Origin of the sequence: Paramesorhizobium deserti, from assembly GCF_001558695.1 — a bacterium.
GTDB classification, from domain to species: domain Bacteria; phylum Pseudomonadota; class Alphaproteobacteria; order Rhizobiales; family Rhizobiaceae; genus Paramesorhizobium; species Paramesorhizobium deserti.
Genome location: NZ_LNTU01000038.1, coordinates 273,112 through 293,430, shown reverse-complemented (window position 1 = coordinate 293,430; position 20,319 = coordinate 273,112). Strand labels below are relative to the sequence as shown.

Below are 20,319 nucleotides of genomic sequence, written 5' to 3'. Positions count from 1 at the left end.
GACGATATTGACCACCCCGACCGGAATGTCCAACCCCTTCAAGCAAGGAACCGCGCGTCGGGGCGTGCGTTACTTCTCCATTCGGCACGGAGGCATGATGGAAATGACGCGACGAACCACTCAGACCGAGACCGGCGACATGGAATTGACCATTCCGCTTCAGACGGTCTGCTTCATCATCATGAAAGCACGGGAATATTATGCGAAGGACGTCGTCACCGAACCTGATCCTGGCTCCAACCCGTCAGACGACCGCGGCACCGCGGTCCTCGAGGATCATGAAAACGATGCGGTGGAGCAGGAGCTGCGCTCGCTCATCGCCAATCTTTCCGTCGACGAGCAGATCGACCTCGTCGCCCTGATGTGGCTCGGACGTGATGATCATGCCACCGAAGACTGGGAGGACGTGCGCAGTGATGCCGCGCGGGAGCATAACGAGCACACGGCGGATTATCTCTTCGGCACGCCGCTTCTTGCCGACTATCTGGCCGACGGATTGTCTATCCTGGACTATTCCTGCAGCGACTACGAAGCCAACCGGCTTTAAATCCACACTCGCCCGCCCGAAACCTTTGCGTTTTCGGCACCCGGTCGTATAAGCGAAAGGACAGCTTTCGGCGCGACGGGCGGACCATTGTGAATGAAGACTGAAGCAGATAGCGGCAAGAAGGAAGGTCAGGGAGCGCAGGAGAACGATCGGCCCACCTTGAAGACGATTGCCTTCATGACGGGTCTTGGGGTCACCACGGTTTCCCGGGCGCTGAAGGACGCGCCCGAGATTGGCATAGAGACCAGGAAGCGCGTTCAGCTGATCGCGAGACAGGTGGGCTACAGACCCAATCGTGCCGGCGTGCGCCTGCGCACCGGCAAGACCAATGTCATTGCCCTTGTCCTCAACACGCAGGACGAGATCATGGGTTTCACCTCCCATGTCATCCACGGTGTGTCCGAAGTCCTGGCCGATACCCAGTACCACCTGATCGTCACGCCCTATTCCCACTCCAAGGACCCGATGGAGCCGATCCGCTATATCGTCGAGACAGGCTCGGCCGATGGCATCATCTTCTCGCGCGCCGAACCGGACGATCCGCGCGTGCGCTACCTGACGGAACACAACGTGCCATTCGCCACCCATGGCCGCACCGACATGGGCATCGAGCATCCGTTCCATGATTTCGACAATTACAGCTTCGCCCGCGACGTGGTCGCGAGATTGGTCGAACGGGGACGCCGGCGGCTGGCGATCCTGACGCCGCCGGCGCATCTCACCTATTACGGGCACATGGTGAGCGGGTTTTTCGACGCCGTACGGGAAAGCGGCGGCACCGGAACCATCCTGCCGGGGATCGATATCGATGCGCCGCTCGAAATATTGCGCCAGCGCACCGAGGCGATCATGCGGCGGAGCGACCGTCCCGATGGCATCGTCTGCGGCTCGAGCGCCTCGGCGATCGCGACCGTGGCCGGCCTGGAAGCAGCAGGGTTGCGCCTGGGATCGGATGTCGACGTCGCTTCGAAACAGTCCTCCGACATCCTGCCATGGTTCCGTCCCGAGTTGATCGTCGTCGACGAGAGCTTCAAGCTCGCCGGACGCAAGCTGGCCCAGGCGGTGCTCGCCAGGATCGGCGGCGCCGATCCCGGTTCGTTGCAGAGCATCGGGTGATTTTGATTTATTCGCCCATGGAGGCGGCGGCGGCCATGTCCGTCCAGGCAGGCTCAAAGACATGGCCATCGGGATCTTCGAATGTACGAAGATACATGAAACCCATGTCCTGAGGCTCGCGGATGTCGGCCTTGCCGCCGGCGGCCGCGGCGGCCTTTGTGATGCTGTCCACGTCCTCACGGCTGTCACAGGAAAGGGCAATCAACATGCCGACGGTTTCATGCGCGTTGGCAATGGGCTTCGTCGCGAATGTCGCGAAATAATCCTGCGTCAGTAATTGGAAAGTAATGGTGTCGGACCAGACCAGCGAGGATGCCTTGTCGTCGCTGAACTGCTCGTTCTTCTTGCATCCGATCGCCTCGTAAAAGCGGGTCGAAGCGGCGATATCCCTCACCGGCAGGTTTATGAAAATCATCTTGGGCATTGCGGCTCTCCTTTGCGTTCCCACGGAATAAGTTCGTTTTCACAGATTTTTCTGCATGATCGTGTCACTTGGATGAATACAGACCAGTTCAAGCCTTCGCGCACCGACATTTTCGAAACGATGCGGAATATTGGCCGCCGCAACGACGATATCACCGGGATAAGCGCGCGTCTGGTCCTCGCCAACCGTGAATTCTGCCTCTCCTTTTCGCACAACCCACGTCTCCTGATAGGGATGGACATGGAGTGCCGATCCCTGGCCCGGTTCGGCATCGACAAGGAAAAATGACACCGGACCACCGAGATCGCGCCCTTCGAAGCGGACGGTTCGGCTTTGGCCGGGCTGGGGCTCCCGATGACGAAGGATCCTGAACATGCTGCCTCTCCTTCTGGCGTTGACAATATTATCTTCACGAGAAGATATCTACCAAAACTATCTTCTTGTCAAGATATATATCTTCTTGTCGAGACATCTTTTCGGGCCGAGCCTCCATGTGTATGTTTCGTCCGTGCGAATTATTCGAGGAAGCGAATGACGAAGAGGATCAATGAGAACGAAGATGACGCCAAGGGCGACCATGTCGACCGGCGGCGCCGGCAGTGGGCCCGGGAATTACCCGATCTCGACACCGAGCCGATGGCGATCCTTGGGCGGGCCTTTCGGCTGTCCAACCTCGTGCGCCCCAGCATTGAGGCCACTTTCGCCGGCTTCGGTCTCGACCGTGGCGAATTCGACGTAATCGCGACCCTCCGGCGTGCCGGGCGGCCCTACCGCCTGACCCCGACGGAAATATATTCCTCGCTGATGATTTCCTCAGGCGGGCTCACGCACCGGCTCGACCGGCTGGAGAAGGCGGGGCTGGTCCGGCGCGAAAAGTCATCAAGTGATGGGCGTAGCGTTCTGGTGGCTTTGACCGAGACCGGTGTGGCGCGTGCCGAGGAGGCATTCCGCATGGATATGGCCAACGAATCCCGGTTTCTGCAGGTACTGGACCGACAAGAGCGCGAGGCGCTTGCCGATCTTCTGCGCAAATTGATTACCGGAATTGAGAATGAGACGGAGCGAAGCGAAGAGCAGACCCCGGACTGAAGGAAAATCCTGAAAGGGCGCAACCGTATCGCTCCGGTGCGCCCTCACCACTTCATTTACGCAATAGCGCTTTGGCCTCCGCTATGCCCAGCGCCTCGGGCCGCGTGCAGGTCGTCTCAATGTCGACAAAACGCTTTTCCTCACCCGAGCGCAGGATGGACAACATCACGTCCACTCCATGCAGGGCGCGCTCGAGGGAGCAGCGCATGTCGCGGCCTTCAATGATCGCGGCGGCCATATCGGCGAGACCCGCCGTGCGGTAATTGGCCATCGCCCCTTGCGGATGTTTCTGGTTGGGCACACCGAAGGGATGCTTCCAGCCCTTCATCGGCTTGATCTTCTTCTTTCCCGGAAGACCGATCAGCACGTCGCCGCCGAAGAAGTTCGGATCGGGCAGGAAAAGCGAGCCTTCCGTGCCGTAGAGCTCCATATTGTCGTGCCGATGCGCCCAGACGTCCCAGCTTGCCGAAAGCGTGATGGTGGCGCCCTCCGCGAATTCGAGCAATGCCTGAATGGTGGTCGGCGTCTCCACTGGAATGACTTCGCCCTTGCGGAGTTCGGAGGTGATGGTGCGGGTCGGCGTCGCCATCGAGATGAGTGCCGCGACGCGCTTCACCGGGCCGATTAGATTGATGAGATCGGCGATGTAATAGGGTCCGAGATCAAGGATCGGCCCGCCACCGGGCTTGAAGAAGAAATCTGGATTGGGATGCCAGTGCTCCATGCCGTGGCTCATGACATGGCAGGTGCCGGAGGTGATCTTGCCGACCTTGCCCTCATCGATCGCCCTGCGGGCAAGCTGGTGTGCTCCGCCGAGGAAGGTATCCGGCGCGCAGCCGACCTTCAGCCCCCGCTCGTCGGCGAGCTTCTTCAATTCGAGCCCTTCTCCCAGCGAAAGCACCAGCGGCTTTTCCGAATAGGCGTGCTTGCCGGCCGACAGGATGCGCTTTGTCACCATGAAATGCGCATCCGGTATCGTCAGGTTGACGACGATGTCGATATCATCGTTCGCCAGAAGCTCGTCGACGCTCTGCGCGACAATGCCATATTCCCCCGCCCTGAGCTTGGCCGCCGCGGGGTTGGCGTCGGCACAGGCGCGCATTTCTATACCTTTGAAGAGCGGCGCCAGTTTCAGATAGGTGGTCGAGATATTACCGCAGCCGATAATGCCGACACCAAGCGTTTTTGCCATGTAGGTCTCCAGACTTTCATAAATTGTAGAGCAGCCTTCCCTTCCGTAGACCGCTCGGGTCTCTGTTTCAGTGAGCCGCGGCCCAGAGGCGCTTTGCCGTCTCAAGCGAACGACCGGCGAAGCGTTCGGCATCGCTCGGATTGTCGTGTTCCATGATGAGATATTCCACCTGCGTCTTGTGCAGCGCCTTCATGATACCCGCCCAGTCGACAGTGCCGTGACCGACATCGGCCCAGCCATCCTCATCCACGTTCTGGCCGGCGGGCGCGATATCCTTGACATGTACCGCGGTGATCCGGTCGCCATAGGCGGCGATCCATTCGAGAGCATTTCCGCCGCCGCGGATGACCCAGGCAATGTCCGCTTCCCAGGAAAGGTCGGGCGCTGCCTCGAAGATCAGCTGCTGCGGGACCGAGCCGTCGGAGAGCGGCTGGAACTCGAAATCATGATTGTGCCAGCCGAAGATATAGCCCGCTTTGCGGTAGGGTTCGCCCGCCTTGCGCAGGCGCTCGCCGAAAGCCTTCCAGCCGGCGGCGTCGACCGGGCGAAGTTCCTCCTGAAGATAGGGGCAATAGATCGCCTTCATCCTAAGCGTTTCCGCAATCTCCAACACGCGGTCCTGCTCGCTCTCCAGCATGTCGATGCCAAAATGGCCGGTCGGCATTGAAAGACCGTTGTCGTCCAGGCCCTTCTTGAGGGCAGTCAGATCGCCATAGACACCGCCATAGCCTTCGACATTCCTGTAGCCGGCATGCTTCAGCATGGCAAAAGTATCGTCGAGCGGCGGGAAATTGCGCGAGCTATAAAGCTGATAGGAGAATTCTGTCATTTCTCGTTCCTCATTATGACTGGAATTGCGGGCGAGAGCTCGAATGGAGATCGCGTATGACCAGGGTCGCCGCGGCCTTTGCCGCTTCCTGTTCCGTGGCGATGAAAGCGATGGTCGTCTGTTCGCCAGGGAAAAGGGTGAGCACATTATCGGAGAAGCGCCCTCGCGCCTCGCATTCGAGCGTCACGAAGAGCGCCAGCGCCGAGGCTTCGAGCGTGATGGAAAGCCCCTCGGCGGTGGTCGTCACCACCATCCCGATGCGGGCGTCCCGCAGCGCCAGCGCCTTGTAGGGTTGCGGCGCGAAATGATCGCGGCCTGCGCTCCCGTCCGAGGCCGACCAGCGATAGAGCAGGATCGACGCTTCAGGGATTTCATCGAGCGCAATGGAGACGATCGGAACGGCACGGTCGGTCGCCACGGTCTCTCTGACCTGCTGCAGCGCCACCGCATCGCCCGACATGTCGATCGCTAAAATTTCGAGATCGAGGACAACCGGGTGCGGAGTATCATTGACGGCATGGAAACTCACTTCCTGTCCGTCCTTGTCGGGGATCGCGCCGACGGTCACCGGCGCGAAGAAGCGCCGCGCCATATAGTGCAGCGCCTTCCAACCGCCGCCGTAATCGAGGCTCGACCAGGAGGCCACCGGCCAGGTGTCGTTGAGCTGCCAATAGAGCGTGCCCATGCAATGGGGCTTCAGCGAGCGCCAATATTCGACCGCGGTGCGAATCGCCAGCCCCTGCTGGATCTGGCTCAGATAGACGAAATTCTCGAACCCTTCCGGAAAGCGGAAATAGCGGAACATCGTCTCGGCGATGCGCGCGTTGCCGCCGGCATTCTTCTGGTGTGCTTCCATCACCGGCGAGGCGATGTTCATATCCTCAGCCCCGGCGAATGTTCGGATGACGGACACGGAGGGGAAGGATTGAAAGCCGAATTCCGAGCAGAAACGCGGATTGACGTTCCGATACTCGTGAAACGACTTCCCCTCATGCCAAACGCTCCAGAAATGCATGTCGCCGGAGGAATCGTCGTGCCAGGCATCGCCGAAGCTCATCGGCCCCGGCGATGGACTCGACGGCCACCAATTAGCCTCGGGCAGCGTTTCCTTGAGAGCCGTTTCGATGGTGCGGTTGAGCCGGTCGTAGCTGACGAGATAGCGGTCGCGGTTTTTGCGCGATTCCTCGAACCAGTTGAGCGCGCCGATCAGCTCGTTGTCACCGCACCAGAGGGCGATACAGGCGTGGTGCGAAAGGCGCGATACCTGATAGCGGGCTTCCTCATCGATTTCCGCAAGGAATTCCGGCGTCGAGGGATAGAGATTGCAGGCGAACATGAAATCCTGCCAGGCCATCAGCCCCAATTCGTCGCAGAGATCGTAGAACCAGTCCGGCTCATAGAAGCCGCCACCCCAGACACGGATCATGTTCATGTTGGCATCGATGGCGGATTGCAGCAGTTGCCCAGTCGCTTGCCTGTTGATGCGGGAGGGAAGCGCATCCTGCGGAATCCAGTTGGCGCCGCGGCAGAAGATGTCCCGCCCATTGACGCGGAAGAGGAAGCGGTTGCCGCCCTCGTCCGCCTCCGTCACCAGTTCGATGCGGCGCAGGCCGATCCGGCGGGTTTCGGTGAGCGCACCAATGCGGATGTCGAGCTGATAGAGATGTTGCTCACCGCTGCCCGCCGGCCACCAGAGCTTCGGCTTGTCGATGTCAAAGCTTTCCGTCAGCCAGTTGGCGCCGGCGGAAATATCAGCATGTCCTGATATAACCAGTCCGTCGAACTCAAGCGCATAGCTGAGGCTGTCGCCGTGCCTTGCGTCCACCTCGAATTCGACCGTCAGGCGGACGGAACCATTCGCATGCGCCTGATGCACCAGCACCTGCCCGATCTGGATATTGTCGACGCGTTCGAGCGCGATGCGTCCGTAAAGGCCGAAGGGCGCGATGGCGATATTCCAGTCCCAGCCGAAATGGCATTGGGCCTTGCGCAGCATGTTGCCGTGAGGAATCGGCGAATTGCCCGCATGATAAGGCACGTAGAATGGCTGTGCTTCCTGCAACGCCTGCGCGGCTCTGACGTTCGACCGGAACAGGATCTCGATGCGGTTCTCGCCGGCTTTAAGCGCATACGAGACATCCACGCGAAACCGGCGAAAGCTGTTGGCGGCTTCCAGCACGGTTCTGCCGTTGATCCGGACCTCCGCAACCGTATCGAGACAATCGACATCGAGATGCCAGCCTTCGAGCGGCGCATCCGCCGGGATCGTGAAGGTGCGGCTTGCCAGCCAGTCCTCCTCCGCGATCCAGCGCAGCTCGTACTCATTGCGGCCGAAATAGGGATTGGGAATCGCCCCGGCCGCATGGAGCGCGGATATGGCATCGCCGGGGATCGGCATCGGCACATCATGGCGGTCACCGACATCGCGCAGCCGCCATTCGCCCGCGAGGTCGATGGTGGAGTTGGTCTTTGGATACGCGGGCATGTTCACGATGTTGGGTTCTTTTCGAATGGAGATACCTGCGGGACAGAGGGGGTGCCTAGCGATTCCATCAAAATAAAAATCCGCTCTAAACCCGCTCTTCACTCTTCGCATCAAACACCGAAGCCATGGGCGCATTGAAATGCACCTTGACCTTCTCGCCCGGACGATAGCGCTTGCCGGATTCGACGCGGACCGAAAGCGGCTTGCCAGCCACTTTCAGCCAGACGAGGCTGTCGGCGCCCATCGGCTCATCGAGATCGACGATGGCCTCATGCCCGTCGCTCCCCTCCCCGCCAATGCGGATATGCTCGGGCCTGAGGCCCAGCACAACTTCGCGCCCGGGCGCCAGCGCCTCGTCGGCCTCATAGCCGTGGAGCGCGACCTCGAGATCATCCGCACGGAAAACCGGTTTCCCCGCTTTCTCAGCAAGCGTACCGGAGATGAAGTTCATTGAGGGCGAGCCGATGAAGCCGGCGACGAAACGGTTGCGCGGCTTGTTGTAGATAGTCATGGGATCGTCGAGCTGCTGTACCACGCCGCCCTTCATCACGGCGATGCGGTCGGCGAGCGTCAGCGCCTCGATCTGGTCGTGCGTGACATAGATCATGGTGTTGCCGAGCTTCTGGTGCAGACGCTTGATCTCGACACGCAGCTCCGAGCGCAGCTTCGCATCGAGATTGGAAAGCGGCTCGTCAAAGAGAAAGACATCGACGTCGCGCACCAGCGCCCGGCCGATCGCCACACGCTGCCGCTGGCCACCGGAAAGCGCGGAGGGCTTGCGCTGCAGAAGCGGTTCGATCTGCAATATCTCGGCGGCGCGCGCGATGCGTTTCTTGATTTCCTCTTTCGGCACGCCGGCGACACGCAGTCCGAATGACAGATTCTTCTCCACCGTCATCTGCGGATAAAGCGCATAGGACTGGAATACCATACCGATGCCGCGGTCTTTCGGCTCCTCCCAGGTGACGTTCCTGCCCTTGATGATGATCTGCCCCTCGGAGACATCGAGGAGGCCGGCGATGCAGTTGAGAAGCGTTGACTTGCCGCAGCCGGACGGCCCCAGAAGCACGAGGAACTCCCCGTCCCTTATTTCGAGATCGAGCTTGCGCAGAACGTTGACCGAGCCGAAGCTGAGCGACAGGTCCCGGATCGAGACGCTTGTACCGACATTGGTGTCCATCTTCATAAGCATTATCCCTTCACCGCCCCGGCTGCGATACCCCGAACGAAATAGCGGCCCGAGAGAAAATAGATGAGGAGCGGCACCGCGCCCGTGAGGATCGTCGCGGCCATGTTGACGTTGTATTCCTTGACGCCCTGAACCGAGTTCACGATGTTGTTGAGCTGTACCGTCATCGGAAAATTCGGTGTGCCTGCGAAGATCACGCCAAACAGGAAGTCGTTCCAGATGCCGGTTACCTGGAGGATGATGGCGACGACGAAGATCGGCAGGGACATGGGCAGCATGATCTGAAAGAAAATACGCCAGAAACCCGCGCCATCCACCCGCGCGGCCTTGAAGAGCTCGGGCGGCAGCGAAGCGAAGTAATTACGGAAAAGCAAGGTGAGGATCGGCATGCCGAAGATCGTATGGATGACGACGACGCCGGTGAGCGTGCCGAAGATGCCGAGCTCTCGGGTGATGATGACAAGCGGGTAGAGCATCACCTGATAGGGTATGAACGCCCCGAAAAGCAGGATCGTGAAGAAGACTTCCGAGCCCCTGAATTTCCAGTTGGAGAGCGCATAACCGTTGACCGACGCGATCAGGATCGAGGCGATGACGCTGGGGAAGGTGATCTTCACCGAATTCCAGAAGCCGGTCCTGATGCCTTCGCAATAAAGCCCGGTGCAGGCCTGGCTCCACGCCTTTACCCAGGGTTCGAAGGTGACTTCAACAGGCGGTGCGAAGATGTTGCCGAGACGGATTTCGGGCATGCCTTTAAGCGATGTCATGACCATCACGTAAAGCGGCAGGAGGTAATAAAGCGCCGCCACGATCAGCACGCCATAGACCATGATGGTCGAGGGCGCGAACATGCGTTTGGGCTTGGCGCCCCAAGGCTCCGTATGGGCGTGGGAACGTGTCTGGATTGCCGTTGCTTCCGCCATCTTATCCAGCCCTTCCTTTCCGGCCGCCGAACTCGAGCATCGCCCAGGGAATGAGGATGATCAGCACGGTGGTGAGCATGACGGTGGACGCGGCGAGACCCTGGCCGAGATTGGCCCAAGCGAACATGAAGTCGTAGACATATTTCGCCGGTACTTCCGAGGAGATGCCCGGGCCGCCATTGGTCATGGCGACAACGAGGTCATAGAGCTTGACGATGCCGGTCGCGATCAGCACCAGCGTGGTGACGAAGACCGGGCGCATCATCGGGATGATGACGAAGACATAGGTTTTCCAGGTTGGAATGCCGTCGACACGCGCCGCCTTCCAGATTTCCTCGTCGATATTGCGCAGACCAGCCAGCATCAGCGCCATGACGAGGCCTGTCCCCTGCCAGAGCCCGGCGATAACGATGGCGTAGATGACGAGGCTGCGATCGGTCAGCAGGGGAAGGTTGAAGCTCTCGAAGCCCAGATCGCGCACCACCTTCTCGATGCCGAGCGGATTAAGGATCCACTGCCAGACGAGACCGGTGACGATGAAGGACAGCGCGAAGGGATAGAGAAAGATTGTGCGGAACGTGTTCTCAAAGCGGATCTTCTGGTCCATGAAGACGGCAAGGATGAAGCCGACAACGATGGAAAAGACCAGCGACAGACAGCCGTAGATCGCGATGTTCTCGACCGAAACCATCCAGCGCGATGACTTGAATAGCCGTGTATACTGGTCGATGCCGACGAAGTTCAGCATCGGCAGCGAACGCGACGAGGTGAAGGAATAAACGACCGTCCACAGCGTGCAGCCGATGAAGACGACGAGCACGGTCGCGATCATCGGAAGCGCGGCAATCTTGGCGTTGAGATTGCGGAAAAGTCCGAGCGGTTTTCTGTCACCAGCCATCAATGGCCTCTCCTTAAAAAGCGCAGGCATCCCCTCGCCCGGCCACGTCGCTCAGCACCCCTCATCCGACCTCGCTTTGCTCCGCCACCTTCTCCCCTTGGAGGAGAAGGTAGCAGCGAAGTGGCCGGATAAGGGGTGGAACATGGGCGCCTACAGCCTGTCCTCAATACGCAGACTCAACGATCTCGGCGAAGCGCTCCTGCATATCCTCCACGCTCATGTCAGGGTTGGAGAAGAACTCGGCCGCCAACCCTTCAATCTGTCCCTGCGTGTCCGGGGCGCGCAGCTGATCAGTGGAAGGAATGATGTTTTCGGGATTGTTGAGAATCTCGATGCCTTTCTTCATGCAGGCATTGGCACTCGCCATATCGATATCGCCGCGGACCGGCAGCGATCCTTTTGCGAGATTGAAGGCAACCTGCGTCTGCTTCGAAACCAGCATGCTGGCGAGCTTCATCTGCGCCTTGGTGACCTCGGGATTGCTGTTCTTGGGGAAATAGAAAGCATCGCCACCGGTATCAAGCAGAGCATGGTCGCCCAGCCCAGGGAGACAGTCATAATCCTTACCAGCGACCTTGCCGGCGGTGCTGAATTCACCCTGCGCCCAGTCGCCCATGATCTGACCGCCAGCCTTGCCCGTCATCACCATGTTGGTGGCTTCGTTCCAGGAGCGGCCGACATAGCCGGGATCGGCCATCGAGCGCGCATCGGCCAATGCCTGGATGACCTTCTTCATCTCCGGCCCTCGCGCGGCTTCGCCGTCCTTGTCCTTATTGACCTTGAGATAAAGGTCCTTGCCGCCAAGGGCGGCCGTCAGGACGGTAAAGATACCGTTCACCTGCCAGCCATCGCCGGTCGCCAGCGGCGTTATGCCCTTTTCCTTGAGCTTGGGAGCGGCGGCGACAAACTCTTCCCAGTTCTTAGGCGGCTCCACACCCGCCTCCTTGAAGGCATCGGGATTGGTCCACATCCACTCCCAGGAGTGGATATTGACAGGAGCGCAATAGATCTTGTCCTCGAAGGTGCAGGAATCCAGCAGGCTCTTGGGACGAATGAAATTCGCCCAACCCTCTTTTTCCGCAAGCTCCGTGAGGTCGGTCATCAGGCCCGCCTGCACCAGCTCCTCCGCCTGACGGCCATGGTTGAGCTGGGTGGCGCCCATTGGGTTGCCGCCCAGAATGCGGCTGACGATGATCGGACGCGCCGTGCTGCCGCTGCCGGCAATCGCGCCGTCCACCCATTTGTCACCGCCCAGCTTGTCGAACTCCTCGGCAAGCACCTTCGCCGCCGCTGCCTCCCCGCCCGACGTCCACCAATGGGTGACCTCGAGATCGGCCGCTCCAGCAAGCGAAACACCCGCAAAGGCAACCGAGGCGGACAGAGCCGCAATCAAACCATAACGCATCTGATATCCTCCCAATCTGAAACGTTACAGATGATCGTATTGAAAATGATTTCTTATGCAAGCCCCTATTCCGCGGAAAGAAATGATTGAGATTCAATTTCAAATCAACCGATTGAATATATTGAGATTTGCATCCACAGGCGATGTGACCGTTGACTGCCGGACCCTGGCTAGAGATCAATCTGAAACGTTACAGATCCAAAAGACAAATGACCTCGCGCCGCCGCCCGACTCCGTGGAATCTACTCAGCAGCTTCGATGTGTCGTTTTGTTCCCCGGCGCCTGCGGGCAGGAACCGGGCCGGTCGAGGCCCGCACGATGAGATCGGCCTTCCAGATCTCCTGTTGTGGCATACCCTTGCGCCCCGCGACTTCATCGATAAGACGCTCCGCTATGCGGGCGCCGGCCGCGCGGATCGATGACGTCGTCGTCGTCAGCGGCGTCGAAAAATTCTCCGGCTTCAAATAGGGAAAGACATCGTCGTGGGCGATGATCGAGATGTCACGACCTATCTGCAGTCCGCTCTGATGGATCGCCCTCGTCGCGCCAAGCGCCAGCACGATGCTCGAGCACAGAACGGCGGTCGGCGGCTCCTGCATGTCGAGAAACCGCATCATGCCGCGATAGCCGTTCTCCTCCGTCATCGCACTGTGCTGGCAGAGCCTTTCCTCCAGCGCGACGCCGTGATCGGCAAGCGCTTCGAACGCGCCCTCGCGACGACAGACGGCGAAGCTCAGTTCGGCCGGACCATTGAGCAGTGCGATATACCTATGGCCCAGTTGCATGAGAAGGCGCGCCGCATCGCGAAAAGCACCCTTGTTGTCGATATCCATGAAGGGATAATCGGGCTCGGAACCAACATGCCGCCCATGGACGAGGAACGGCAGTTTCAGCGATTTAAGCACCTCGATCCGGGGATCGCTGGAGCGCACATAAGAAAGAGACAAGGCGTCGACCGTGCCGCTCGCCGCAAGCCGCTGGAATGCAGCAACCTCATTTCCAACGCGGCTCGGGTCGATGACAAGCTGCACGTCCCGTATCTCGGCACTTTCACCAAGGCCGGAGAGGAATTCGGCAAAATGCAGATCCGTACCATCTCCGGTTCCCGTCGGCATGACAAGACCGATCGATCCGGCCTTGCCCGTCGCCAGGCGCTGTGCCGCCCGGTTAGGGCGATAGCCCGTGGTTTTCACCGCGGCAAGCACACGCTGCCTCGTCGCCTCGTTTACCTCGGGATAGCCGTTGAGGGCACGGCTCACCGTTGTCTGCGAGAGATCGAGCAGCCTTGCCAGTTCCTTGAGGTTCAAGATGGTTACCCCGATTCAAAGCGCTTTGGAAAAGCGTCCATTCTTATGGGTTTTCAGCCCTCTCCTCCGTTTATAAAACTACAGCCCCATTTCAAATGAAAGCGGAAAATGCAGAAACTTGTTCCCAAAATTTGTGCTGCAGCGCAGCAAATGAGATGTTCTTTCTCATAACCATCAGTTTTTCCTTGACTCTTGGCTGCAGGCGATATGTCCTCAGTTCGACCAAAGCGCTTTGAGTGACATGGCTGGTTCGCCGTGTCTGCTTGAAGACCGTTCCAGTAGTGCTGACCGTGTTCGATCGAGGCAGGGAGGATATTCGATGCGAAGGACATTTCTTTTGGGCGTTGCGGTGGCTGCGCTATGCGCCACCTTTGCCCAGGCCGCGGATCTGAAGTTCAAGCCGGGCGAGGACGCGCGCTTCAACTGGAAGAGCTATGAGGATTTCAAGGCCGGCCATGATCTGAGCGGCCAGACCCTGACGGTGTTCGGCCCCTGGCGCGGCGAGGACGAAACATTGTTCAAGTCCCTCGCCGCCTATTTCGAGGACGCCACCGGCGCCAAGCTCGAATATTCGTCCTCGGAGAATTACGAACAGCAGATCGTCATCGACACCCAGGCCGGCAGTCCACCCAATATCGCCATCCTGCCGCAGCCCGGCCTCATCGCCGATCTCGCGTCCAAGGGGCTGCTCACTCCGCTCGGCGAAGACACGAAGAAGTTCGTCCTTGATAACTATGCAGCCGGCGATTCCTGGGTGCAGCTCGGCAATTACAAGGGCAAGGATGGCGAAGAGCATTTCTACGCCTTCCCCTACAAGGCCGACGTGAAATCGCTCGTCTGGTATTCGCCGGAGAATTTCGAGGACGCGGGCTACGAGATCCCCCAGACCATGGAGGATCTGAAGGCATTGACAGAGAAGATCGTCGCCGATGGCGGCACGCCATGGTGTATCGGTCTCGGCTCGGGCGGCGCCACCGGCTGGCCCGCCACCGATTGGGTCGAGGATCTGATGTTGCGCACCGCGTCGCCGGAGACCTATGATAAATGGGTAACCAACGAAATACCCTTTACCGACCCTGCGGTGGTCAATGCCATCGATGAGTTCGGCTGGTTCGCCAAAAATCCGAAATTCGTCGCCGGCGGCACCGCCGCGGTCGCGACGACCGATTTCCGAGAAAGCCCTGACGGTCTCTTCTCGCTGCCGCCGAAATGCTACATGCACCATCAGGCGCAGTTCATCTCATCCTTCTTCCCGCAGGGGACGGAACTGGGCGTGGATGCCGATTTCTTCTATTTCCCGCCCTATGCGAGCAAGCCGGAGTTGGGCAAGCCGGTCTTGGGCGCCGGCACGCTCGCCATGATTACCAAGGACAGCCCCGCCGCGCAGGCCTTCATCGAGTTCCTGAAGACGCCGATCGCACATGAGGTGTGGATGGCGCAATCGGGCTTTCTCACGCCCTACAAGGCCGTCAATCCTGATACCTATGCCAATGATATCCTGAAAAAGCAGGGCCAGATCCTGGCGGAGGCCACCACCTTCCGTTTTGACGGTTCGGACCTGATGCCAGGCAAGATCGGCGCAGGCGCCTTCTGGACTGCCATGGTCGACTTTGTCGGCGGCAAGTCCGCCGAGGATGCGGCCAAGGAAGCGCAGACAGCCTGGGATGCCATCAAGTAGGAGCCAAGCTGCTCTCACCGGCCCGCTACACTCGCCACTTCTCCCTCACGTCGTGGGGGAGAAGAGAGGCGCCAAGCATTGCCGCTGCGTCTCCTCACCTTCGCTTGCGGGGGAGAGGTCGCCCGAAGAACCGGTGAGAGGCTTTCAAGACCGCCGTCCAGCGTAATCAACCCGGGGGAGGAATCCGAATGCAGCAGCTTCTTTTTGCCCTGTTCACCATGATCATCGGGGTCGCCGGCTGTGCGATCTATTTCATCGCCAGCAACTGGGCGCTGGACTGGATTTTCCCTTCAAAGGGCCGCAGCGGCGCCGCCGCTTCACGCAATCTGCGCAGAAGCAACATGATCAGACCATGGCTGTTCCTCGCCCCCGCACTCCTCGCACTGACCGTCTATCTGGTTTATCCCGTCATCGAATCCGCCTGGCTCAGCTTCCATGGCAAGGACGGACAGCAGTTCGTCGGTCTAGGCAATTACCGCTGGATGGCTGGCGACGGCGAGTTCCGCCAATCGATTTTCAACAATTTTCTCTGGCTCCTCATCGTGCCGGCGGCGACCACCTTTTTCGGCCTGATCATCGCCGCGCTGACCGACCGGATATGGTGGGGCAATATCGCCAAGTCCCTGATCTTCATGCCGATGGCGATCTCCTTCGTGGGTGCGTCGGTGATCTGGAAATTCGTCTATGATTACCGCCCGCAAGGAACCGAGCAGATCGGCATCCTCAACGCCATCGTCACTTATTTCGGCGGCACGCCGGAAGCCTGGATCACCCTGCCTTTCTGGAACAACGTCTTCCTCATGGTCATCCTCATCTGGATCCAGACCGGCTTCGCCATGGTGATCCTGTCGGCGGCGCTGCGCGGAATCCCCGAGGAAACCATCGAGGCGGCGGTCATCGACGGCGCCAGCGGTCTCCAGATTTTCTTTAAGATCATGGTGCCGCAGATCTGGGCCACGATCGCCGTGGTCTGGACCACCATCACCATCTTGGTTCTCAAGGTCTTCGATATCGTGCTGGCGATGACCAACGGCCAGTGGAACACGCAGGTGCTCGCCAATCTGATGTTCAACTGGATGTTCCGCGGCGGCGGCGATTTCGGCCGCGGCGCCACCATTGCCATGATTATCATGATCCTGGTCATCCCGATCATGGTCTGGAATATCCGCAACGCCGCCAAAGAGATGGAGGGACGCTGAGATGATCGGGTCTTCCTCACGCCGCTCGCCCCTCACCTTCGTGGTCCATCTCACGGTTCTCTTCCTCGTCGTCCTTTGGACCCTGCCCACGGCCGGCCTGCTGATCTCCTCCTTACGCGACAAGGACCAGATCGCGGTTTCCGGATGGTGGACGGCCTTGGCGCCGTCCAAGCAGAACGCGGTCTACCGCGCGCCGGCGCCCGATACCCAGGTCGAGCAGAACGGCCGTTATGTCATTACCGGCAATGTCTTCGACGGCGGCACCGGCACCGTGTCCGCCTTTGGCAATTCCGTGCAAACGCCTGATGAGTTCGAGGCTGGAGAGACCGCGACCTTGTCCGACGGAGTGACCATGACGGTGGCGGAAAACGGCGATTTCACCATCTCCTCCGCCGAACCGATGAAGGGACGGCGCGGCGAGCGTATCTTCTACACCACCTCCGTGCCGCCGCAGTTCACGCTCGACAATTATCGCGAAGTGCTGAGCGCCCAGGGCCTTGGCCAGTCCTTCATCAACTCGCTGACGGTGGCGATCCCCTCCACCGTCATCCCGATCCTGATCGCGGCTTTCGCGGCTTATGCGCTCGCCTGGATGAAATTTCCCGGCCGGGCGCTTCTCATCGCGCTGGTGGTCGGCCTTCTCGTCGTACCGCTGCAGATGTCGCTCATTCCGCTCCTCCGGCTCTATAACGACATCGGGGCGCAGTTCGGCGTATCGCCCAAGGGCTATCTCGGCATCTGGCTCGCTCATACAGGCTTCGGCCTGCCGCTCGCCATCTATCTCCTTCGCAACTACATTGCGGGTCTTCCCAGGGAAATCATGGAATCTGCGCGCGTCGATGGCGCCAGCGATTTCGACATCTTCGTCAAGATCGTGCTGCCCTTGTCCTTCCCGGCGCTCGCCTCCTTCGCGATCTTCCAGTTCCTGTGGACGTGGAACGATCTGCTCGTCGCCCTCGTCTTCCTGGGTTCGCGCGACGACCAGCTGGTGCTGACCGGGCGCCTCGTCAATCTCCTGGGATCGCGCGGCGGCAATTGGGAAATCCTCACTGCCTCCGCCTTCATCACGATCATCGTTCCGCTGATCGTCTTCTTCAGTCTCCAGCGCTTCCTGGTCCGCGGCCTTCTGGCGGGATCGGTCAAGGGCGGTTGAACATATACGGGCATATTCTTCATGACGACGACAATTCGTGACGGCAACGCGCCCTACCGCGCTCCCATCGGACTGGAACCCGACCCGGAGTGGTGGCGCGGCGCGGTCATCTATCAGGTCTATCCGCGCTCCTTCCGCGACACGAGCGGCGACGGCATCGGTGACCTGCGCGGCATTGCCGAAAAACTCCCCTATATTGCCTCGCTCGACGTCGACGCCATCTGGATATCGCCCTTCTTTCCCTCGCCGATGAAGGATTTCGGCTACGATGTCTCGGATTATTGCGGCGTCGACGAAATGTTCGGCACGCTGCAGGATTTCGACCATCTCGTCGCCGAGGCGCACCGTCTCGGCATCCGTGTGATGATCGACCTCGTTCTCTCGCATACCTCCGATCAGCATCCCTGGTTCGTCGAGAGCCGCAAGAGCTTCGACAACCCGACGGCGGACTGGTATGTCTGGGCCGAGGCCAAGCCCGACGGCACGCCGCCCAACAACTGGCTGTCGGTCTTCGGCGGCTCGGCCTGGACATGGGACACGCGACGCCGGCAATATTACCTGCATAATTTCCTGACCTCGCAGCCGGACCTGAATTTCCATAATCCGGAGGTACAGGACGCGATTCTGGATGTGGCCCGCTTCTGGCTGGAGCGCGGCGTCGACGGCTTCCGTCTCGACGCGGTCAATTTCTGCTTCTGCGACGAGGAATTGCGCGATAACCCGCCTTTGCCGCCGGAAAAGCGCAATGCCAAGGTCACACCGGCGGTCAACCCTTACAATTATCAGGATCATATATACGATAAGAACCGCCCGGAGAACCTCGGCTTCCTGCGCCGGCTGCGCGCGCTGATGGAGGAATATCCGGCGATCGCCGCCATCGGCGAAGTGGGCGAGGCACAGCGCGGGCTGGAACTCGTCGCGGAATATACCTCCGGCGGCGACAAGCTGCACAAATGCTACGCCTTCGAGTTCCTGTCGCCCGACATGCTGTCGCCCGACCGCATCGCCTCCATCGTCGGTGAATTCGAGATAGCTGCTCCTGAAGGCTGGGCCTGCTGGGCTTTCTCCAACCATGACGTGGTGCGGCCGGCGACCCGCTGGGCGGCACAGGCGGCCGATCCCGAGCGCTATCTGCGGCTTCTGGCCGGGCTGCTTCTCTCGCTGCGCGGCTCGGTCTGCATCTATCAGGGCGAGGAGCTGGGACTTACCGAGGCCGACATCGCCTTCGAAGATTTGCAGGATCCCTACGGCATCCAGTTTTGGCCGGATTTCAAGGGCCGTGATGGATGCCGCACGCCGATGGTCTGGGAAAAGAACAGCCATGCGGCCGGCTTCACGGACGGCAATCCATGGCTGCCGGTGCCGCGCGAGCACCTGCCGCTTGCCGTCGATGCGCAGGAGCATGTGCTGGGATCGACGCTCAACCATTATCGCCGCCTGCTCGCCTTCCGCCGCAACCATCCGGCGCTGATAAGGGGCGATATCGAATTCATGGAGACGAAGGGGCCTGTCCTGTCATTCGTCCGGCGTCACGGCAACGAGACGATCTTCTGCGCCTTCAACCTGTCGGAGGAAGAGCGGTTCATCGCCCGGCCGGAGGGGCACGTCGAGCCTCTCGATCATCATGGTTTTTCGGGTTTGCTGCGTCAGGACAAGATAGAGCTGCCCGCATATGACGCATTCTTCGCAAGAATAAGCTGACCGGAGGGAGGGACACTATGACGGCAGTACGTTTGAAGGACATCCAGAAGTCCTATGGCAACGTCAAGGTGATCCACGGGATCGACCTGGAAATCGAGGAAGGCGAATTCATCGTCTTCGTCGGCCCCTCCGGATGCGGCAAGTCGACCCTTCTCAGGATGATCGCCGGGCTCGAGGATATTTCCGGCGGCACGCTGGAAATCGGCGGCGAGATGGTCAACGATGTTCCGCCGTCAAAAAGGGGCATCGCCATGGTGTTCCAGTCATATGCGCTTTACCCGCACATGACGGTCTATGACAACATGGCCTTCGGCATGCGCATCGCGCGGGAATCGAAGCAGGAGATCGATCGCCGCGTGCGCTCGGCGGCGAATATCCTGCAACTGACCGATTATCTCGACCGCCTGCCGAAAGCACTTTCCGGCGGCCAGCGCCAGCGCGTAGCCATCGGACGGGCGATCTGCCGCGACCCGAAGGTATTCCTCTTCGACGAACCCCTGTCGAACCTCGACGCCGCACTTCGCGTGGCGACCCGCATCGAGATCGCCAAGCTCAGCGAGGCAATGCCTGACACCACCATGATCTATGTCACCCACGATCAGGTGGAAGCGATGACGCTTGCCGATCGCATTGTCGTTTTGTCACGCGGTGTTATCGAACAGGTCGGCGCCCCGATGGAGCTCTATGAGCGCCCGGCCAATCTCTTCGTCGCCAAATTCATCGGTTCGCCGGCGATGAATATCATTCCCGCCACGATCGTCGACACCGGCGCGAAGACCACGGTCGCCCTTCCGCAGAACCGGCAGATCACGCTCGATATCGCCACGCCGGAAACGCAAAAGGGCGCGGCGGTGAGCTTCGGTGTGCGGCCGGAGGATCTGATGATCGCCACTGGCGAGGATTTCATCATCGAGGGCACGATCTCGATCATCGAAGCGCTGGGCGAGGTCACGCTTCTCTATGTCGAGGGCCTGTCCGGCGAGGAACCGCTGATCGCCAAGCTTCCCGGTAACCAGCCCTTCGAGCGCGGAGACAAGGCGCGCCTGACCGCCGATCCGGCCAAGCTGCACCTCTTTGACGCGGATGGAAAAGCGCTGCGGTAAGGCGGCTCCAGCTCCAATTCCTCGAATACCGCACATTTAGACGCTATATTACGTCAGTATATGCGGCACTACTCGAGGAAG

18 protein-coding genes are annotated in these 20,319 nt (G+C 59.9%); 8 read left to right on the top strand and 10 right to left on the bottom strand.

Going from position 1 to position 20,319, the window contains the following annotated elements; genetic code table 11:
- The first annotated feature begins 103 nt into the window (after window positions 1-103).
- Complete coding sequence (locus tag ATN84_RS22360; protein ID WP_082766444.1) at window positions 104-547, top strand: DUF3775 domain-containing protein; 444 nt, start codon at window positions 104-106, stop codon at window positions 545-547.
- A gap of 93 nt (window positions 548-640) precedes the next feature.
- On the top strand, window positions 641-1,663 hold the full coding sequence (locus tag ATN84_RS22355; RefSeq protein WP_068884712.1) for a LacI family transcriptional regulator: 1,023 nt from the start codon (window positions 641-643) through the stop codon (window positions 1,661-1,663).
- Between the two features lie 7 nt (window positions 1,664-1,670).
- On the opposite strand, the gene ATN84_RS22350 is transcribed toward ATN84_RS22355, so the two are convergent.
- The gene (locus tag ATN84_RS22350) at window positions 1,671-2,087 is read right to left on the bottom strand and encodes a VOC family protein (RefSeq protein ID WP_068884711.1); all 417 of its coding nucleotides are present in this window, start codon (window positions 2,085-2,087) and stop codon (window positions 1,671-1,673) included.
- A gap of 39 nt (window positions 2,088-2,126) precedes the next feature.
- Entirely contained in the window at window positions 2,127-2,462 is a 336-nt protein-coding gene (locus tag ATN84_RS22345) for a cupin domain-containing protein (RefSeq protein ID WP_068884710.1), read from the bottom strand.
- Between the two features lie 156 nt (window positions 2,463-2,618).
- On the opposite strand from ATN84_RS22345, the gene ATN84_RS22340 reads away from it, so the two are divergent.
- Window positions 2,619-3,176: a MarR family winged helix-turn-helix transcriptional regulator gene (locus ATN84_RS22340; protein ID WP_068884709.1), complete on the top strand. Its 558-nt coding sequence runs from the start codon at window positions 2,619-2,621 to the stop codon at window positions 3,174-3,176.
- Window positions 3,177-3,228: 52 nt separating this feature from the next.
- Here the strand turns inward: ATN84_RS22340 and ATN84_RS22335 are convergent, their stop codons facing one another.
- The 8 genes from ATN84_RS22335 to ATN84_RS22300 all read right to left on the bottom strand — a co-directional run bounded on the left by ATN84_RS22335 (window position 3,229) and on the right by ATN84_RS22300 (window position 13,404).
- Window positions 3,229-4,368, bottom strand: coding sequence for a Gfo/Idh/MocA family protein (locus ATN84_RS22335; protein WP_068884708.1), 1,140 nt, complete (start codon window positions 4,366-4,368; stop codon window positions 3,229-3,231).
- Between the two features lie 67 nt (window positions 4,369-4,435).
- Window positions 4,436-5,197: a sugar phosphate isomerase/epimerase family protein gene (locus ATN84_RS22330; RefSeq protein ID WP_068884707.1), complete on the bottom strand. Its 762-nt coding sequence runs from the start codon at window positions 5,195-5,197 to the stop codon at window positions 4,436-4,438.
- Window positions 5,198-5,210: 13 nt separating this feature from the next.
- Window positions 5,211-7,682 carry a beta-mannosidase gene (locus ATN84_RS22325; RefSeq protein WP_068884706.1) on the bottom strand — a complete coding sequence of 824 codons (2,472 nt, stop codon included), beginning with the start codon at window positions 7,680-7,682 and terminating at the stop codon, window positions 5,211-5,213.
- An 85-nt stretch (window positions 7,683-7,767) separates the two neighbouring features.
- Entirely contained in the window at window positions 7,768-8,868 is a 1,101-nt protein-coding gene (locus ATN84_RS22320) for an ABC transporter ATP-binding protein (protein ID WP_068884705.1), read from the bottom strand.
- A gap of 5 nt (window positions 8,869-8,873) precedes the next feature.
- Complete coding sequence (locus tag ATN84_RS22315) at window positions 8,874-9,794, bottom strand: carbohydrate ABC transporter permease (RefSeq protein WP_068884704.1); 921 nt, start codon at window positions 9,792-9,794, stop codon at window positions 8,874-8,876.
- Between the two features lies 1 nt (window position 9,795).
- A complete protein-coding gene (locus ATN84_RS22310) occupies window positions 9,796-10,692 on the bottom strand; it encodes a carbohydrate ABC transporter permease (RefSeq protein WP_068884703.1) in 897 nt (298 codons plus the stop codon).
- 163 nt (window positions 10,693-10,855) lie between these two features.
- A complete protein-coding gene (locus ATN84_RS22305) occupies window positions 10,856-12,097 on the bottom strand; it encodes an ABC transporter substrate-binding protein (protein ID WP_068884702.1) in 1,242 nt (413 codons plus the stop codon).
- A 242-nt stretch (window positions 12,098-12,339) separates the two neighbouring features.
- Window positions 12,340-13,404 (bottom strand): substrate-binding domain-containing protein, encoded by a 1,065-nt coding sequence (locus tag ATN84_RS22300; protein WP_068884701.1) that lies wholly within the window; start codon window positions 13,402-13,404, stop codon window positions 12,340-12,342.
- A gap of 319 nt (window positions 13,405-13,723) precedes the next feature.
- Between ATN84_RS22300 and ATN84_RS22295 the strand changes: the two genes are divergently transcribed.
- The 5 genes from ATN84_RS22295 to ATN84_RS22275 all read left to right on the top strand — a co-directional run bounded on the left by ATN84_RS22295 (window position 13,724) and on the right by ATN84_RS22275 (window position 20,238).
- Window positions 13,724-15,082, top strand: a complete 1,359-nt coding sequence (locus tag ATN84_RS22295; RefSeq protein WP_068884700.1) for an ABC transporter substrate-binding protein — start codon at window positions 13,724-13,726, stop codon at window positions 15,080-15,082.
- 188 nt (window positions 15,083-15,270) lie between these two features.
- The gene (locus tag ATN84_RS22290) at window positions 15,271-16,281 is read left to right on the top strand and encodes a carbohydrate ABC transporter permease (protein WP_068884699.1); all 1,011 of its coding nucleotides are present in this window, start codon (window positions 15,271-15,273) and stop codon (window positions 16,279-16,281) included.
- Between the two features lies 1 nt (window position 16,282).
- Entirely contained in the window at window positions 16,283-17,434 is a 1,152-nt protein-coding gene (locus ATN84_RS22285; protein WP_068884698.1) for a carbohydrate ABC transporter permease, read from the top strand.
- A gap of 21 nt (window positions 17,435-17,455) precedes the next feature.
- A complete protein-coding gene (gene bglA / locus ATN84_RS22280) occupies window positions 17,456-19,135 on the top strand; it encodes a beta-galactosidase BglA (protein WP_068884697.1) in 1,680 nt (559 codons plus the stop codon).
- A 17-nt stretch (window positions 19,136-19,152) separates the two neighbouring features.
- On the top strand, window positions 19,153-20,238 hold the full coding sequence (locus ATN84_RS22275; RefSeq protein WP_068884696.1) for an ABC transporter ATP-binding protein: 1,086 nt from the start codon (window positions 19,153-19,155) through the stop codon (window positions 20,236-20,238).
- Window positions 20,239-20,319: the final 81 nt, after the last annotated feature.

Bases quoted from the DNA above. Each gene is read 5' to 3' on its own strand.
- ATN84_RS22360 (WP_082766444.1), top strand. From the start codon at position 104: ATGACGCGACGAACCACTCAGACCGAGACCGGCGACATGGAATTGACC.
- ATN84_RS22355 (WP_068884712.1), top strand. From the start codon at position 641: ATGAAGACTGAAGCAGATAGCGGCAAGAAGGAAGGTCAGGGAGCGCAG.
- ATN84_RS22350 (WP_068884711.1), bottom strand. From the start codon at position 2,087: ATGCCCAAGATGATTTTCATAAACCTGCCGGTGAGGGATATCGCCGCT.
- ATN84_RS22345 (WP_068884710.1), bottom strand. From the start codon at position 2,462: ATGTTCAGGATCCTTCGTCATCGGGAGCCCCAGCCCGGCCAAAGCCGA.
- ATN84_RS22340 (WP_068884709.1), top strand. From the start codon at position 2,619: ATGACGAAGAGGATCAATGAGAACGAAGATGACGCCAAGGGCGACCAT.
- ATN84_RS22335 (WP_068884708.1), bottom strand. From the start codon at position 4,368: ATGGCAAAAACGCTTGGTGTCGGCATTATCGGCTGCGGTAATATCTCG.
- ATN84_RS22330 (WP_068884707.1), bottom strand. From the start codon at position 5,197: ATGACAGAATTCTCCTATCAGCTTTATAGCTCGCGCAATTTCCCGCCG.
- ATN84_RS22325 (WP_068884706.1), bottom strand. From the start codon at position 7,682: ATGCCCGCGTATCCAAAGACCAACTCCACCATCGACCTCGCGGGCGAA.
- ATN84_RS22320 (WP_068884705.1), bottom strand. From the start codon at position 8,868: ATGAAGATGGACACCAATGTCGGTACAAGCGTCTCGATCCGGGACCTG.
- ATN84_RS22315 (WP_068884704.1), bottom strand. From the start codon at position 9,794: ATGGCGGAAGCAACGGCAATCCAGACACGTTCCCACGCCCATACGGAG.
- ATN84_RS22310 (WP_068884703.1), bottom strand. From the start codon at position 10,692: ATGGCTGGTGACAGAAAACCGCTCGGACTTTTCCGCAATCTCAACGCC.
- ATN84_RS22305 (WP_068884702.1), bottom strand. From the start codon at position 12,097: ATGCGTTATGGTTTGATTGCGGCTCTGTCCGCCTCGGTTGCCTTTGCG.
- ATN84_RS22295 (WP_068884700.1), top strand. From the start codon at position 13,724: ATGCGAAGGACATTTCTTTTGGGCGTTGCGGTGGCTGCGCTATGCGCC.
- ATN84_RS22290 (WP_068884699.1), top strand. From the start codon at position 15,271: ATGCAGCAGCTTCTTTTTGCCCTGTTCACCATGATCATCGGGGTCGCC.
- ATN84_RS22285 (WP_068884698.1), top strand. From the start codon at position 16,283: ATGATCGGGTCTTCCTCACGCCGCTCGCCCCTCACCTTCGTGGTCCAT.
- bglA (WP_068884697.1), top strand. From the start codon at position 17,456: ATGACGACGACAATTCGTGACGGCAACGCGCCCTACCGCGCTCCCATC.
- ATN84_RS22275 (WP_068884696.1), top strand. From the start codon at position 19,153: ATGACGGCAGTACGTTTGAAGGACATCCAGAAGTCCTATGGCAACGTC.